Genomic DNA, 14,593 nt, shown 5'->3' on the forward strand with positions numbered 1-14,593 from the left:
TTCCTGCATTCTTTTAACCGGGCTATAAAGACTGGAAACAGATTACCACAGTTCACTTGTGCAAACTGCGACGGAAGCGGTGTTGAATCTGGCTATCCAGCCCGATGCAGTCGCCCTGTAACTCGGCACTGAGTTTCGCCATAAACTGAATCAGAAAATCAGCGTTGTGCTGCGCGAGCTCGCGCCCGACGTCCGTTTGCATTGTATCAGGCAAGCGCAGCAGCTTAGTCTGAAAATGGTCGAGAGCGAACGCCCTGTCGTCAAGCGGGCGCGCATCGGCAAACGGATCTTCCGCGTCAAACAGCGGCACCCCCAGTGCACCTGAGACGGCAAACACGCGCGCCAGGCCGATCGCACCCAGCGCTTCCAGGCGGTCTGCATCCTGCACTATTTTGGCTTCCATGCTCTGCGGCGTAATTCCGGCGCTAAAGCTGTGCGCCTCAATAGCATGTTCTACGGCGGCATAGCTTTCTGACGGAAAGTCGGGGAAATCGCGGTGCAGAATGTCGCGCGTTCTGCGCGCCGCCAGACGGGATGACTGTCCGCGTTCAGGATGGTTTTTCGGCAGGCTGACGATGTCATGGAAGTAGCAGGCGGTGAGGATAATCAGTGGGTCGACCTGATGATGAACCATCATTTTCTGCGCCGTCATCCAGACGCGGCGGAAATGTGACACATCGTGTGCAGTGTCGTCGGTCGTGTGATGTTCTTTTAGCCAGGATTCAAAGCGCTGCTGCCACTGTGTGATATCCATCATATTTTCCTGTGGTGAAAATGGAGGGGAATTATAACATAGCCAAATTAAATAAATTTAAAAATAGAAATTCTAAATACTTAATAATAATTACCCACAATGCATTCAAGCAATTAATTCACATGAAAAATAAAGAGAGCAATAGAAATATTTTGCAATATTTTTACTGATTTAATTACATTTATTTTTGAACCAAAATAACAATCCGTAGAATAGTATCAATCGCGTAATTACGGAGGGTGATTACATATATTCATATTAATTATCTTTAAAGGGAATATATAATGAAAAGAAAAGTTCTGGCAATTCTTGTACCCGCGTTCTTAATGGCTGGCGCAGCACATGCGGCTGAAATGTACAACAAAAACGGCAACAAAGTTGACCTGTACGGCAAAGTTGACGCGCGTCATACCTTCTCTGACAACCCAGGCGACGACGGCGATGAAACCTATGTCCAGATTGGTTTCAAAGGCGAAACGCAGATCACTAACGAGCTGACCGGCTATGGTCAGTGGGAATATAAAACCTACGCTAACGATACCGAAGGCGCCGGTGATAAATCCTTTAACCGTCTGGCATACGCTGGCCTGAAATATGGCGAATACGGTTCATTCGACTACGGCCGTAATTACGGCGTCGTATATGACGTAGAAGCCTGGACCGATATGCTGCCTGTATTTGGCGGTGACTCTTACACCTGGACCGATAACTTTATGAACGGTCGTGCTAACGGTCTGGCAACCTACCGCAATGCCGATTTCTTCGGTCTGGTTGAAGGTCTGAACTTCGCGCTGCAGTATCAGGGTGCGAACGAGGGCCAGTATGCTCAGGAAGACCAGGAAGGCACTAAAAACGGTCATGATGACGTACGCTTCCAGAACGGCGACGGCTATGGCATGTCTACTTCCTATGACTTCTCCGGCGACCTGTCCGGCCTGAGCCTGGGTGCGGCATACTCTTCTTCTGACCGTACCAATGCACAAGAAGCTGCGGGCGTAAATAACGCGCGCTTTGCCAGCGGTAAAACCGCAGAAGCATGGACTCTTGGCGCGAAATATGATGCCAATAACATCTATCTGGCAATGATGTACGCTGAAACCCGCAACATGACTCCATATGGTGATTATGGAATCGCGGATCAGACCCAGAACTTTGAAGCAGTAGCACAGTACCAGTTCGACTTCGGCCTGCGTCCATCCCTGGCATGGGTTTACTCCAAGGGTAAAGACATGACTTACCCAGGCAACGCCAGCAATCCTCAGGGTCAGTCTGGTGACATGGACCTGGTTAACTACATCGACCTGGGTATGACCTACAGCTTTAACAAGAACTTCTCTACCTATGTTGACTACAAAATCAACATGCTGGACAACGATGAACGCTTCTATGAAGCAAACGGTATCTCTACCGATGACATCGTTGGCGTGGGTATGACCTACCAGTTCTAATCGCCATTAATACTAAAGCCCGCATTTGCGGGCTTTTTTCATTTCAAGGCCGAGTTTACGGCGCTTCCTGCAACGCCACGCGAATAAACCCGTTATTCTGCGCCAGCAGCTCATGAGCTTTCCACGCATCCAGGCCCGTCAGCACCATCAATACCGCCGTTTTACAGTTATGGTTACAGCTCTCCAGCGCGGCTTTTGCCTGCGCCCGGGTGCATCCCCCCGCCTCCATCACGATGGCGATCTGCCGTTCGGCCCATTTAGTGCTGCTTGCCTCAAGATCCACGCGCAAGTTGCTGTAAACGCGTCCGGTACGAACGGCCAGCCCGGTGGCGATCGTCGAGAGGATCATCTTCAGCGCAATCCCCGCTTTGGTATTGATATAACCAGCAACCACATCAGCCCCCAGTTCAGGGGCAATCACCATGCTGGCCAGCTGTGCCGCTTCACTTTGCGCATCGCTGGTAATGACGGCCACCGGCGCCCCCAGCGACCAGGCATGCCGCATCGCTCCCCAGACCCACGGCGTTTTTCCGCTGACGGTCACCGCCAGCATCATATCGTGTTCAGCAAATTTAACGGCCTGCAGGTCCGCGACCCCGCGCTCGTAACTCCCTTCCCCCTCTCCTGCCGTCACGGCAATCACCGGCGTTTTACCCGGCGCATAGTCATCCGCAGCCTGTTGGGCGACGCAGCCTGACGGGCCCGCGCCGACAATCACCAGACGGCCGCCGCGGTTAAGCGTCGCGGCGGCGTTATCCACCACGCGGGCGATCGTTGTTAAACAGGGGGTGATGGCATCAGAAATGCGGGCATCTTCCTGGTGAATAACCTTCAGCATGTCCAGCGTGGACAATCTATCAATGTTCATCGTGCTGGCGTGCCGTCTTTCCTTGACCGAACCGGTATGCGTAATGCTCATAAACAGCCTCCTTATTATGAGTACCCACACACTATAAAGTGTTTTATATGGATGACCTGCGAGTGGGGTCACGAAAAGAAGAGCAAATCGACGCTTTTACATGGCTTTAAGAAAAGCCCATCATCAGCGATAATCACCCCCTTTCTTAATCATCGCGGAGTGTTGATGAGCGATTTGCAGCCTTTCCCTCTGACGCGCAAGCGCCCCATGAAACTGAATACGCTGGTCACGTTGATGGTATGCGCGATTATCGCCTCTGTGCTGCTGGTGGTCTTTGCGCTCTACTCCGTGCAAATAACCCGCGCGACCCGCGATGATGTAAAAGATACCGCTCTGGGCATCGCCCGCACGCTGGCCGACAGCCCGGAGATCCAGCGCGGTCTGATGCAGTCCCCGCAGGCAGACATCATTCAGCCCATCGCCAAAGCCGTCACCCAGCGTAACGATCTGCTGCTCACCGTGGTGACCGACATGCGGGGCATTCGTTATTCGCACCCGAACGAAGCGCTCATCGGTCTGCATTTTATTGGCAACGATCTGGAGCCCGCGCTGGAAGGCAAAGAGAATGTCTCGGTTAACCGCGGTGCCCTCGCCGAAGCGCTTCGGGTTTTCACGCCCGTCTATGACAGCCAGCACGATCAGATCGGGGTCGTCGTCGTCGGTATCTCCCTGAAAAAGGTGGAAGACCAGATAGCCCGCGGGCGGCTTAACGCCGTCTGGACCATTTTATTCAGTATTTTTATGAGTTCGATGGCGATTTGGGGGCTGGTGCGGGTACTGAAACGCATCCTTTTCGGGCTTGAACCTTACGAAATTTCCGCCCTGTTCGAGCAGCGCCAGGCGATGCTGCAGTCGCTTCGCGAAGGGGTGCTGGCCGTAGATATTCACGGCCGCGTGACGATGATTAACCACACCGCCAGAGAAATTTTGCTTCTGCCCTCCGGCAAACATACGGAAAACGCCAGCGCGCCCCTGCTGGCCAGCCTGCGGGAAATTTCAAAGACGGGCATAGCGCGCCAGGATCAGGAGATCAGCTGTAACGGTCGGCTGCTGCTGTGCAACATGGTGCCCGTCAAAAGCCAGGAGCGGGTCATCGGCGCGATAGCCACCTTCCGCGATAAAACGGAAATCAGCCAGCTGATGCAGCGTATTGATGGCATGGTCAGCTACGTCGACGCCCTGCGCAGCCACACGCACGAGTTTATGAACAAACTGCACGTCATCCTCGGCCTGCTGCACATGAAGCGCTACGACAAGCTGGAGGAGTACATTATCCAGACGGCGCACAATTACCAGACGGACATTGGCACGATACAGAGCAAGGTAAAATCCCCGGTCATCGCCGGGTTCCTGCTGGGCAAAATCAACCGGGCGAAAGAGGTGGGCGTCAACCTGACGCTGGCCGACGAGTGTCAGATACCGGATACCGCCAGTGAAGAGCAGGTTGCGGTGCTGATCACCGCGCTGGGTAACTTAATCGAAAACGCGCTCGACGCGATGGAAGGACTGCAGGAAGGCGAGATTGGCCTGCTGCTGCATTATCAGAATGGCTGGCTCAGCTGTGAAGTCAGCGATGACGGCCCCGGCATTGATCCCACTCAGCTGGAGGCTATTTTTACTAAGGGGTTCTCAACAAAAGGTGAAAACCGCGGCGTTGGGCTGTTCCTTGCTCGCCAGCAGATCCAGAACCTGGGCGGCGATATCACCGTCGAGTCGGAGCCTGGCGTATTTACCCAATTTTTTGTTCATATCCCCTGGGATAGCGAGAGGAATATCGCGTGATAAATGTATTAATTGTCGATGATGACGCCATGGTGGCCGACCTCAACCGTCTGTACGTCAACCGTGTTGAAGGCTTCAGCTGCTGCGGCGTCGCCTCCACGCTCAGCCAGGCCAGGGCCATTATCAATAACCCCAGCCAGCCTGTCGATCTGGTGCTGCTGGACGTCTATATGCAGCAGGATAACGGGCTTGATCTGCTGCCCGATATTCGCGCGTCAGGTCGCCCGATTGATGTGATTATGATCTCCTCGGCCGCCGATGCCGCCACGATCCAGACCTCCATCCATTATGGCGTGGTGGATTATCTGATAAAGCCGTTCCAGTTCCCGCGCTTTGAAGAGGCGCTGAACGGCTGGAAGGCAAAGCACAGCCTGATGGGCTCGCACCAGTATTACGAGCAGGCGGACGTCGACCGGCTGATCCACGGCGGCGCGCCGGAGCTGGCGGACAGTAAAAAATTGCCGAAAGGGTTAACGCCGCAAACGCTGCGCACGATTTGCCAGTGGATTGACGCTCACCCGGAGACGGAGTTTTCTACCGATGACCTGGCAAACGCAGTCAATATCTCCCGCGTCTCCTGCCGCAAATACCTGATTTGGCTCGCGCAAATCAATATTCTGTTCACCAGCATTCACTACGGCGCTACCGGGCGTCCGGTGTATCGCTACCGCCTGCAGCCGGAGCAAATCGGATTGCTCAAACAGTACTGTCAGTAACGCGATAGCCGTTATCCAGAAGGGTAAAACGGAAGTGGTGCGCTGAAGAGAACACCACTTCTTTTGTTTTGGTCACAAAGATAGCTTCAATATCGGGGCGCGCGCGCAGGGCTGCACAGCCCTTTTCTACCCCCATGCCGTACATCAGCGTGGTCCAGATATCGCCGTCGATGGAGTCTTTTGAAATGATGGTGACGCTCTCCAGCTCGTTGTCCAGCGGATACCCGGTACGCGGGTCGAGAATATGGTGATAGCGCCTGCCGTTCAGCTCGAAGTAGCGCTCGTAGGTGCCCGAGGTCACCACGGAGAGGTTCTCCACCGTCATCGCGCCGATCAGCGCATCACCGGCGAACGGTTTTTTCAGCCCCACGCTCCAGCCGCCCTCTGGCGAACCTAACGTCTGGATGTTTCCGCCGAGGTTGATCAGCCCCAGCTCAGCGCCCTCTTTACGCAGGTAATCCCGCACCCTGTCGGCGATATAGCCTTTGGCGATGGCCCCCAGATCGATCTCCATGCCCGCTTTGGTCAGAAACACGCTGCTCTGCGCCTCATCAAGGATGACATCCTCGGGCCGGGTTATCGCCAGCAGGGACGCAATGTCATCGGCAGGCGGAACGCTGTCTCCGCGAAAGCCAATCTTCCAGCGCTTCACCAGCGGGCCGATCGCCAGGTTAAAGGCGCTGTCTTTAAGCAGGCTTGCCGCTTTCGCACAGCGGATCAGTTCAAACACAGGACGACTGACGGCAACCGGATGCAGTCCCGCCGCATGGTTGATGTCCATTACCTGGGAATGCGCCCGGTTAACGGTGAGGAGATCTTCGTACTGTTTAATCAGGCGAAACACGCGGGACGCGAGGGCTTCGTCATGGGAGAAGAGCTTCAGGAGAATGGGCGAGCCCATCAGAACGGCGGAGTAGCTGTAAACGCGATGGCTATCAGGCATAGCATGAGTCCTCAGATGTAGCCCCGGCAGGCACCCCGCCGCCGGGGAAACAGGAGCCTTACGTTCTTTTTGAGCGCATCGCCGCCTGATGTCCGGCAAGCGTACCAAAAATTATGATATCCGCCACCGCGTTACCGCCGATACGGTTGCCGCCATGGATCCCACCGACCACTTCGCCCGCCGCAAATGCCCCCGGCAGCACGTTATGGTTGCTGTCCAGCACGCAGGTTTCGGTGTTGATGGTCACACCGCCCATGGTGTGGTGTACGCCCGGCGCAATCTGAATGGCGTAGAACGGCCCTTCGTTGATGGGCGCACGCAGCGCGGTGGTGCGACCAAAATCATCGTCGTGCTGTTTTTCAACAAAGCCGTTGTAGCGCTCCAGCGTTGCCAGGAACTGGTGATAATCCATACCCAGCGCTTCCGCCAGAGCTTTCGGCGAGCTGGCGCTGGTCACGAAGCCTTTTGCGATGTACTCATCTGCGGCTTTGTTTTTAGCACGAACATGCTCGTCAAAGACGATGTACGCGTATTTTTCCGGCAGCGCGATGATTGACGCCGAGACTTTATCGCGGGTCGACATTTCGTTGTAGAAGCGGTTGCCCTGCTGATTGACCAGAATCGCCCCGCCTCCGCGGATGGATTCGGATATCAGGTACGAGGTTTTCTGCTCGACGGTTGGGTGGATCTGAATTTCGCCCATATCCACGGTGCCCGCCCCGATGCGCTCCAGCAGCGCGATACCGCCGCCGGTCGCCCCTTTGTGGTTAGTCGTGACGAATCCTGCCAGATCCGGGCGGTATTTCACCACCATCTGGCTGTTGGCGCTAAAGCCGCCGGTTGCCACGATCACGCTTTTGGCTGCCACAATAACGGTTTCGTTCTCTTCGGTAGTCAGACGCACGCCGGTCACTTCGCCGTTTTCGAAGATAATGTCGCTGACGGAGGTATCCAGCATCACCTCGATGTTGCGCTTGTTGACGTTACGCACCAGTCCGCTGATCAGATACCCCCCCACCGCAGAACCGTCTTTCGGACGGTGCGTACGGTCAATGCTCATCCCGCCGGTGGTGGTGATGTCGTTCAGCATAATGCCGCGCGTTGCCAGCCACTCAATTGCTTCCGGCGCATTCTCGACAAAGCGACGCAGCAGTTCCGGGTTGTTCTTGTTGCCGCCGCCTTTCAGGCTTTCCTGATAGAACAGCTCTTTGCTGTCCTGAATGCCCTTCACGCGCTGGAAGCGGGTTTCTGCGGCGTTCATACCGGCAGAGGCTTTAATCGTATTCCCGCCAATGGTTGGCATTTTCTCGACGATCAGCACGCTCGCACCTTCGTCGTGGGCCTGAATCGCCGCCGCCAGACCGGCGCCGCCGCTGCCGACCACCACTACGTCCACGCTTTTGGTCTCGTTCGGATCAGCGCCCTCTTCCGCTGCCAGCGCCTTGCTGGATTTCAGCATCGCTTTCGAGACGGCTTTCTTCACCGCTTCACTCTGGCTGGTTGCGCCGGTGATGGCATCCACGTGCGGGGTATTGGCATCCAGAATACGGGAGCGGATCTCTTCGAAGCTGGTGACAAACTCGACGTCTTCGCTCGGGCCGGAGGCCAGCTTAATGTCGGCAATGCGGTCGGTTTCGAGGCTGACGTTAATCACCAGTTCGTTCACGTCGTCCTGCACTTTCTCAATGAAGGTGCCGGGTTTGAATTTGGATTCGCCCATGCTCATGTCGCGGATCATCGCTTCCACCAGCGAGAAGCGCCACAGCGGCTCAGGGATGCTCAGTTCTTCGCGTTTGGTGCTGTCCATAAACAGCTCCAGGTTTTCACCGGCCTCAATGCGGTCTGTCCAGTCCGGGTAGGCAATAGTGGCGCGGCCAACGGCAATCAGGTCGTAACCGTGTTCCAGCGCTTCATTCACGTCTGAAGCATTTACCACGCCGCCCACGCCCATCACCGGAACCTGTGCCAGCGTTTCAGAACGCATCGCGCAGTATTTTTCGATAAGCGGCGTCGGATCCTGGGTGTCGACAATGGACGGACGCAGGGTGGCGCCCACGGAGAAGTGCAGATAGTCCACGCCGCGCGCCGCCAGTTTCTCCAGCAGGTACATGGTGTCGTCAAAACGAATGCCGGGGACTTCCATCTCTTCAGGTGAGAAGCGATAGCCAATGATGAAGGCGTCATCGGCGTACTGGCGCACCATTTTGTGGGTAATGTCCAGCACCGCCAGCGGGAACTTCGCGCGGTTATCGCGGCTGCCGCCCCACTCATCGTCGCGCTGGTTTGAATTTGGGGAGTAGAACTGCTGAATAAGATAGGTGTTTGCCCCGTGGATTTCCACGCCGTCGAAACCGGCCTGAATCGCACGGCGCACGGCTTCGCCAAACTTGCCGATCATGCCTTCCACTTCTTCCGTGGTCAGGGCGACCGGCGTCGCGGCACCGTCACGCGGCGCGGCAATGGCGCTTGGGCCAACAGGCGTGCGGCCACCGATCAGTTTCGGGTCAACCATGCGGCCGCCGTGGTAGATCTGCAGCAGGGCTTTAGAGCCTTTAGATTTAATGGCCTCAGCGATTTTCGCCAGCCCGGCAATTTTCTCGTCGTTATCAATCCCGATTGCGCCCGGGAAGGCGAGACCGAGATCGTCGACAAAGCAGCACTCCACGATGATGGTACCAATGCTGCCGGAACGGGCCCGATAGTACTCCACCAGCTCGCTGGTAACGGTGCCGTCATAGTAGCCGGTACAGGTGGTCATCGGAGCCATTAACAAACGGTTTTTCAGTTCGGTGCCATTCGGTAATGTGAAGGGGCTAAGAATGCGTTCGTTAGTGCTCATAATAGAAACTCCAAACTTTTAAAAATTGAGAATTCGTTATCGGATTGATTTTTTATTTCGTCGTTTTTTGCCGATGTCATGATATTAATATAATGATTTTTTTAGCTTCTAAAGCTATTACGTTAGTTAAAAAACTATTTAATCCCTGTGATAACACGAATAATACATTGGTGTTAGCGATTGTCATTCAGGCATTCACAATATCTTAAAATTCGTTAAATAAAGAATGGTAAAACCATTTCACCAAAAATCAAAAACATCGAAATAAATCAACCAGATAACTTGAACTTAAAATTTAGACTGTTACAAAAATGATAAAATAAACCCGAAAAAAAGATAATAACCACATACGCCAGAGTGGTTATTAATAAAAGCATAAAAATAACGCTGCAATTCTGTTTTTTTGATCTCGATCAATAGTTATGGCATTCAAAAGCGCAATATAAAAACACCATCATTTTTTAATTTAACGCAGACAAAAAAGCGTTAAATCGCTATTACTGAAAATACAAAAACGCACCTTTAATAACTAAAAAAAGAAAAGAAACTTAAGAAAGCAATTTTGACTTTTCAGTGCGACCGAATTTTTGACAACTTAAGACGTGAAACTATGAATACAAAAACTGCTGTAACGCCCCCGGTGGCGAACCAGGCATCAAATGGAAAAGCAAAACGACTGCTGATGATGGCATTGCCCGTCATCGTCGCCGTACTGCTGCTGTTTGTTCCCGTTCCTGAAGGCTTGCCGCCTTACGCATGGCATTACTTCGCCATCTTTGTCGGCGTGATCGTCGGGTTGATCTTCGAACCGCTGCCGGGCGCGGTGATTGGCCTGACAGGCGTCGTCGCCATTGCCCTGTGCAGCCAGTGGGTGTTGTTCAGCCCCGATCAGCTGGCTGACCCGAAATTCAAGCTGGCGGGCGCCTCCTTTAAGTGGGCGGTGAGCGGGTTTGGTAACTCCACCGTCTGGCTGATTTTCGGCGCCTTTATGTTCGCCGCAGGCTACGATAAAACCCGCTTCGGCCGCCGCCTGGCGCTGATTCTGGTGAAATATCTGGGTCGTCGCAGCCTGACGCTCGGCTACGCCATTACGTTTGCGGACCTGCTGCTGGCGCCGTTCACCCCGTCCAACACTGCGCGAAGCGGCGGGACCATCTACCCGATCATCGCTAACCTGCCGCCGCTGTACGGCTCAAAACCCAACGACCCAAGCGCGCGCAAAATCGGTTCGTATCTGATGTGGGTGGCAATCACCGCGGCCTGTATCACCAGTTCAATGTTCCTCTCCGCCCTTGCACCGAACCTGCTGGCGCTGGCGCTGGTGAAAAGCACGGTCGGGATTGATATCTCCTGGGGCACCTGGTTCCTCGCCTTCCTGCCGTTGGGTATCCTGCTGATCCTGACCATGCCGCTGCTGGCCTACTGGTTCTACCCGCCAGAAGTGAAAGTGAACAATGAAGTGCCGCTGTGGGCGACCCGTGAGCTGGAAAAACTGGGCAAGCTGTCCCGCAATGAAATCCTGCTGCTGGTGTTCGTGTGCTGTGCGCTGCTGATGTGGATCTTCGCTGCCGCGTGGATCGAGCCTGCGATGGCAGCCCTGCTTATCGTCGGCCTGATGCTGTGGACCGGCGTGCTGGAGTGGAACGATATCACCGGTAACAAAGCCGCATGGAACACCTTCGTCTGGTTCGCCACCCTGGTGGCGCTGGCGGATGGCCTCTCTTCCACCGGCTTTATCAGCTGGCTGGGTAAAGAAGGCGGTCTGTTAATGAGCGGTATCTCGCCGGGCGTGGCAACAATCGTCCTGCTGCTGGCGTTCTACCTGCTGCACTACCTGTTTGCCAGCACCACCGCGCACACTACCGCGCTGCTGCCCGCGATGCTGACCATCGCCTCCACCATTCCGGGCATGAATATGGAAGTGTTCGTTCTGCTGATGGTGACCTCGCTGGGCGTGATGGGGATCATCACCCCGTACGGTACTGGCCCAAGCCCGATTTACTACGGTAGCGGCTACCTGCCAACCAAAGACTACTGGCGCCTCGGCACCATCTTCGGTGCCATCTTCCTGGCGGCCCTGCTGCTGATTGGCTATCCGTGGATGTCCATGATGTTCTGATTCCTGACCGCCGGACTTCTCCTCCGGCGGTTTTATTTTTATGGAGCAAGCTATGTCAAACAAACCGTTTTTTTATCAAAACCCCTTCCCTCTCGCGCACGATGACACCGAATACTATCTGCTGACCAAAGAGCACGTTTCCGTTGCCGAATTCGACGGTCAGGAAGTCCTGAAAGTCGAGCCGGAAGCCCTGACCCTGCTGGCGCAGCAGGCCTTCCACGATGCTGCGTTTATGCTGCGCCCTTCCCACCAGAAGCAGGTCGCCGCCATTCTTAACGACCCGGAAGCCAGCCAGAACGATAAGTACGTTGCCCTGCAGTTCCTGCGTAACTCTGAAATTGCCGCAAAAGGCGTGCTGCCAACCTGCCAGGATACCGGCACGGCAATCATTATGGGTAAAAAAGGCCAACGCGTCTGGACCGGCGGCGGTGACGAAGCGGCCCTGAGCCAGGGCGTGTATAACACCTATATTGAAGACAACCTGCGCTACTCGCAGAATGCGGCGCTGGATATGTATAAAGAGGTGAATACCGGCACCAACCTGCCCGCGCAGATTGACCTCTACAGCGTGGACGGGGACGAATACACATTCCTGTGCATGGCAAAAGGCGGCGGCTCTGCCAACAAAACCTACCTCTATCAGGAAACCAAAGCGCTGATCACCCCGGCGAAGCTGAAAAATTACCTGGTTGAGAAGATGCGCACCCTGGGCACTGCGGCCTGCCCGCCGTACCACATTGCGTTTGTGATTGGCGGTACCTCAGCGGAAAGCACACTGAAAACCGTCAAGCTCGCTTCCACCCGCTACTACGACGCGCTGCCAACCGAAGGCAACGAGTACGGCCAGGCGTTCCGCGACGTCCGGCTCGAACAGGAACTGCTCCAGGAAGCCCAGAACCTCGGCCTCGGCGCGCAGTTTGGCGGTAAATACTTCGCCCACGATATCCGCGTGATCCGCCTGCCGCGCCACGGCGCCTCCTGTCCGATCGGCATGGGCGTCTCCTGCTCAGCAGACCGCAACATCAAAGCGAAGATCAACCGGGACGGGATCTGGATTGAGAAGCTGGAACACAACCCGGGCCAGTATATTCCTGAATCACTGCGCCAGCAGGGTGAAGGCGATGTGGTAAGCATCAACCTGAACATGCCGATGAACGAGATCCTGGCGCAGCTTTCCGCGCACCCGGTCTCTACCCGTCTCTCCCTGAACGGTACCATCATCGTGGCGCGCGATATCGCCCACGCGAAGCTGAAAGAGCTGCTCGACAACGGTGAAGAACTGCCGCAGTACGTCAAAGATCATCCGATTTACTACGCGGGCCCGGCCAAAACGCCGGAAGGTTACGCGTCTGGCTCACTCGGCCCGACCACGGCGGGACGTATGGACTCGTATGTCGACCTGCTGCAATCCCACGGTGCGAGCATGATCATGCTGGCAAAAGGCAACCGCAGCCAGCAGGTCACCGACGCCTGCCATAAGCACGGCGGCTTCTACCTCGGCAGCATTGGCGGCCCGGCGGCGGTGCTGGCGCAAAACAGCATTAAGAGCCTGGAGTGCGTGGCGTATCCGGAGCTGGGTATGGAAGCCATCTGGAAAATCGAAGTGGAGAATTTCCCGGCGTTTATCCTGGTGGATGACAAGGGCAATGATTTCTTCCAGCAGATCCAGAACAAACAGTGCCAGGGCTGTTCACAGCGCTGAGATTTTCCATAACGCCAGCAGCAGCGACAGCGAATCGTTGATTAACTCGCGCTGACGCTGCCCTGTATGGAGAATAGTTTTTCTATTCTCCATACACGCCATACAAACGCTTTTTCTTCATTTTAGCCAGCCCGCTACATTTATGGTGGCTGACGCGTTTTGGCGTGATGCGATATCTGTCAGCTACCTGACTGACGTTTTGTCCCTGAGACAACGCATTCAACACGAGATATTCCTGGCGCGTTAGCGCCGTTTTCCTCCCTGATTTCGTCACCGCTGCATCCTTCCTGTCGTGCCCGGAGAGGGACCGGACCTTCTGCTCCACGCTCTTTATACCGCGAGCCGCATTGACCATTGAAAAACAGGCATAACAGTCCAGCGAAGGCATGCAAATGTATCTGTTATAACAAAGCAAGACGCGCAGACGCCGGTTTAAGGTGGTTTTTATGTCCACCAGCGCGGTTAAAAGATCTAAAAACAGGAGTGTATTGTTGAAATAGTTATCGGCATCAACAATCCAGCAACTCCCCTCCTCAGCTCCTTCACGTTTATTAATATTCACGCCCACCTGCGCGGGCGTCCAGACAGTGCAGCGCTCTTGCTCGTCCTGAGTTAAAAGGGACATTATCCCCCAGGAAAAATAGCGGTTGTTTGTTACTACAACGATATTTGGTTTTTCCATATACGTTAACGCCGCATGCTATTGTCGAACAACGGCCTGATAGTTGAGATAATTACCGTCGTCGGTAATGACACGATAGGCTAATGTTTTTCCCGGCAAGAGTGGCTTATCAGGCGAAACTGCCTGTTCCACCCGTGGCGAAACCATAATATTGGTCAGCGGCCTTTGCCCGGGTATCTCCACGTTGAGGCTGATATTCCAGGGCGTCGGGTTAGTAATGATTAACCGAGTATCCTGAGCGTGGAACTGAAGCGTCTGATACTGAAGAGCATCAGGCTCGCCGATGCCAGCAGGACGTATAAAGACCTTCATCCTTAAGCGTAACGGCAGAATTAACTTATGCGCGTTCTGCCGGGTCCGCTCACTCTCAGGCTGGATCTGGAAAATATTCAGCCAAAAGACGCTTTCCCGATCGTTCGGCAGCCCCTGACGTGCCGTAAGCAGCAAACGCAACGAGCGAATTTCCTTCGGCAACATTTTGAAAACCGGAGGAGTAGCCACAATCGGCGTGCTGACTTTGTCCGGCGGCACCAGCGGATTACCCGTATCCGTCCAGACCTGAATCATGGCTGGCGTTTCGCCATCGTTAGAGAGATTCAGCGACTGGGCCATTTCGCCTGCGCTGAAAATCACGCGAGTCCGATCGACGTTAACCACGGCGTATGCCTCAGCGATGAGGCACGTCATCA

11 protein-coding genes are annotated in these 14,593 nt (G+C 54.7%); 5 read left to right on the forward strand and 6 right to left on the reverse strand.

The window, feature by feature from the left end:
- Window positions 1–52 precede the first annotated feature (52 nt).
- Window positions 53–754 (reverse strand): phosphohydrolase, encoded by a 702-nt coding sequence (locus MX657_RS14215; RefSeq protein WP_080329541.1) that lies wholly within the window; start codon window positions 752–754, stop codon window positions 53–55.
- Window positions 755–1,038: 284 nt separating this feature from the next.
- Between MX657_RS14215 and ompC the strand changes: the two genes are divergently transcribed.
- Window positions 1,039–2,202 (forward strand): porin OmpC, encoded by a 1,164-nt coding sequence (gene ompC, locus MX657_RS14220; RefSeq protein WP_119915957.1) that lies wholly within the window; start codon window positions 1,039–1,041, stop codon window positions 2,200–2,202.
- Window positions 2,203–2,257: 55 nt separating this feature from the next.
- On the opposite strand, the gene MX657_RS14225 is transcribed toward ompC, so the two are convergent.
- On the reverse strand, window positions 2,258–3,121 hold the full coding sequence (locus tag MX657_RS14225) for an N-acetylmuramic acid 6-phosphate etherase (RefSeq protein ID WP_346806002.1): 864 nt from the start codon (window positions 3,119–3,121) through the stop codon (window positions 2,258–2,260).
- Between the two features lie 165 nt (window positions 3,122–3,286).
- Between MX657_RS14225 and MX657_RS14230 the strand changes: the two genes are divergently transcribed.
- Window positions 3,287–4,903: a sensor histidine kinase gene (locus tag MX657_RS14230; protein WP_346806003.1), complete on the forward strand. Its 1,617-nt coding sequence runs from the start codon at window positions 3,287–3,289 to the stop codon at window positions 4,901–4,903.
- Window positions 4,900–5,619, forward strand: coding sequence for a two-component system response regulator DcuR (dcuR, locus tag MX657_RS14235; RefSeq protein WP_080329545.1), 720 nt, complete (start codon window positions 4,900–4,902; stop codon window positions 5,617–5,619). Before MX657_RS14230 ends, dcuR begins: the two co-directional genes overlap by 4 nt.
- Here dcuR and MX657_RS14240 read toward each other — a convergent pair.
- Both MX657_RS14240 and MX657_RS14245 read right to left on the reverse strand, forming a co-directional pair.
- Entirely contained in the window at window positions 5,600–6,562 is a 963-nt protein-coding gene (locus MX657_RS14240) for an FAD:protein FMN transferase (protein WP_346806004.1), read from the reverse strand. The genes dcuR and MX657_RS14240 overlap by 20 nt on opposite strands.
- A gap of 58 nt (window positions 6,563–6,620) precedes the next feature.
- A complete protein-coding gene (locus MX657_RS14245; protein WP_346806005.1) occupies window positions 6,621–9,401 on the reverse strand; it encodes a flavocytochrome c in 2,781 nt (926 codons plus the stop codon).
- Window positions 9,402–10,011: 610 nt separating this feature from the next.
- Between MX657_RS14245 and MX657_RS14250 the strand changes: the two genes are divergently transcribed.
- Window positions 10,012–11,520 (forward strand): anion permease, encoded by a 1,509-nt coding sequence (locus MX657_RS14250; RefSeq protein WP_014884418.1) that lies wholly within the window; start codon window positions 10,012–10,014, stop codon window positions 11,518–11,520.
- Between the two features lie 52 nt (window positions 11,521–11,572).
- Complete coding sequence (gene fumA / locus MX657_RS14255; RefSeq protein ID WP_346806006.1) at window positions 11,573–13,222, forward strand: class I fumarate hydratase FumA; 1,650 nt, start codon at window positions 11,573–11,575, stop codon at window positions 13,220–13,222.
- 82 nt (window positions 13,223–13,304) lie between these two features.
- Here the strand turns inward: fumA and MX657_RS14260 are convergent, their stop codons facing one another.
- On the reverse strand, window positions 13,305–13,904 hold the full coding sequence (locus MX657_RS14260) for a LuxR C-terminal-related transcriptional regulator (RefSeq protein WP_346806007.1): 600 nt from the start codon (window positions 13,902–13,904) through the stop codon (window positions 13,305–13,307).
- Between the two features lie 18 nt (window positions 13,905–13,922).
- Window positions 13,923–14,591, reverse strand: a complete 669-nt coding sequence (locus tag MX657_RS14265; protein ID WP_346806008.1) for a fimbria/pilus periplasmic chaperone — start codon at window positions 14,589–14,591, stop codon at window positions 13,923–13,925.
- Window positions 14,592–14,593: the final 2 nt, after the last annotated feature.

The sequence above is a fragment of the Enterobacter chuandaensis genome (genome assembly GCF_039718975.1).
Lineage (GTDB): Bacteria > Pseudomonadota > Gammaproteobacteria > Enterobacterales > Enterobacteriaceae > Enterobacter > Enterobacter chuandaensis.

Coding starts and splice junctions, on each gene's coding strand:
- MX657_RS14215 (WP_080329541.1), bottom strand. CDS start 754: ATGGATATCACACAGTGGCAGCAGCGCTTTGAATCCTGGCTAAAAGAA.
- ompC (WP_119915957.1), top strand. CDS start 1,039: ATGAAAAGAAAAGTTCTGGCAATTCTTGTACCCGCGTTCTTAATGGCT.
- MX657_RS14225 (WP_346806002.1), bottom strand. CDS start 3,121: ATGAGCATTACGCATACCGGTTCGGTCAAGGAAAGACGGCACGCCAGC.
- MX657_RS14230 (WP_346806003.1), top strand. CDS start 3,287: ATGAGCGATTTGCAGCCTTTCCCTCTGACGCGCAAGCGCCCCATGAAA.
- MX657_RS14240 (WP_346806004.1), bottom strand. CDS start 6,562: ATGCCTGATAGCCATCGCGTTTACAGCTACTCCGCCGTTCTGATGGGC.
- MX657_RS14245 (WP_346806005.1), bottom strand. CDS start 9,401: ATGAGCACTAACGAACGCATTCTTAGCCCCTTCACATTACCGAATGGC.
- MX657_RS14250 (WP_014884418.1), top strand. CDS start 10,012: ATGAATACAAAAACTGCTGTAACGCCCCCGGTGGCGAACCAGGCATCA.
- fumA (WP_346806006.1), top strand. CDS start 11,573: ATGTCAAACAAACCGTTTTTTTATCAAAACCCCTTCCCTCTCGCGCAC.
- MX657_RS14260 (WP_346806007.1), bottom strand. CDS start 13,904: ATGGAAAAACCAAATATCGTTGTAGTAACAAACAACCGCTATTTTTCC.
- MX657_RS14265 (WP_346806008.1), bottom strand. CDS start 14,591: ATGACGTGCCTCATCGCTGAGGCATACGCCGTGGTTAACGTCGATCGG.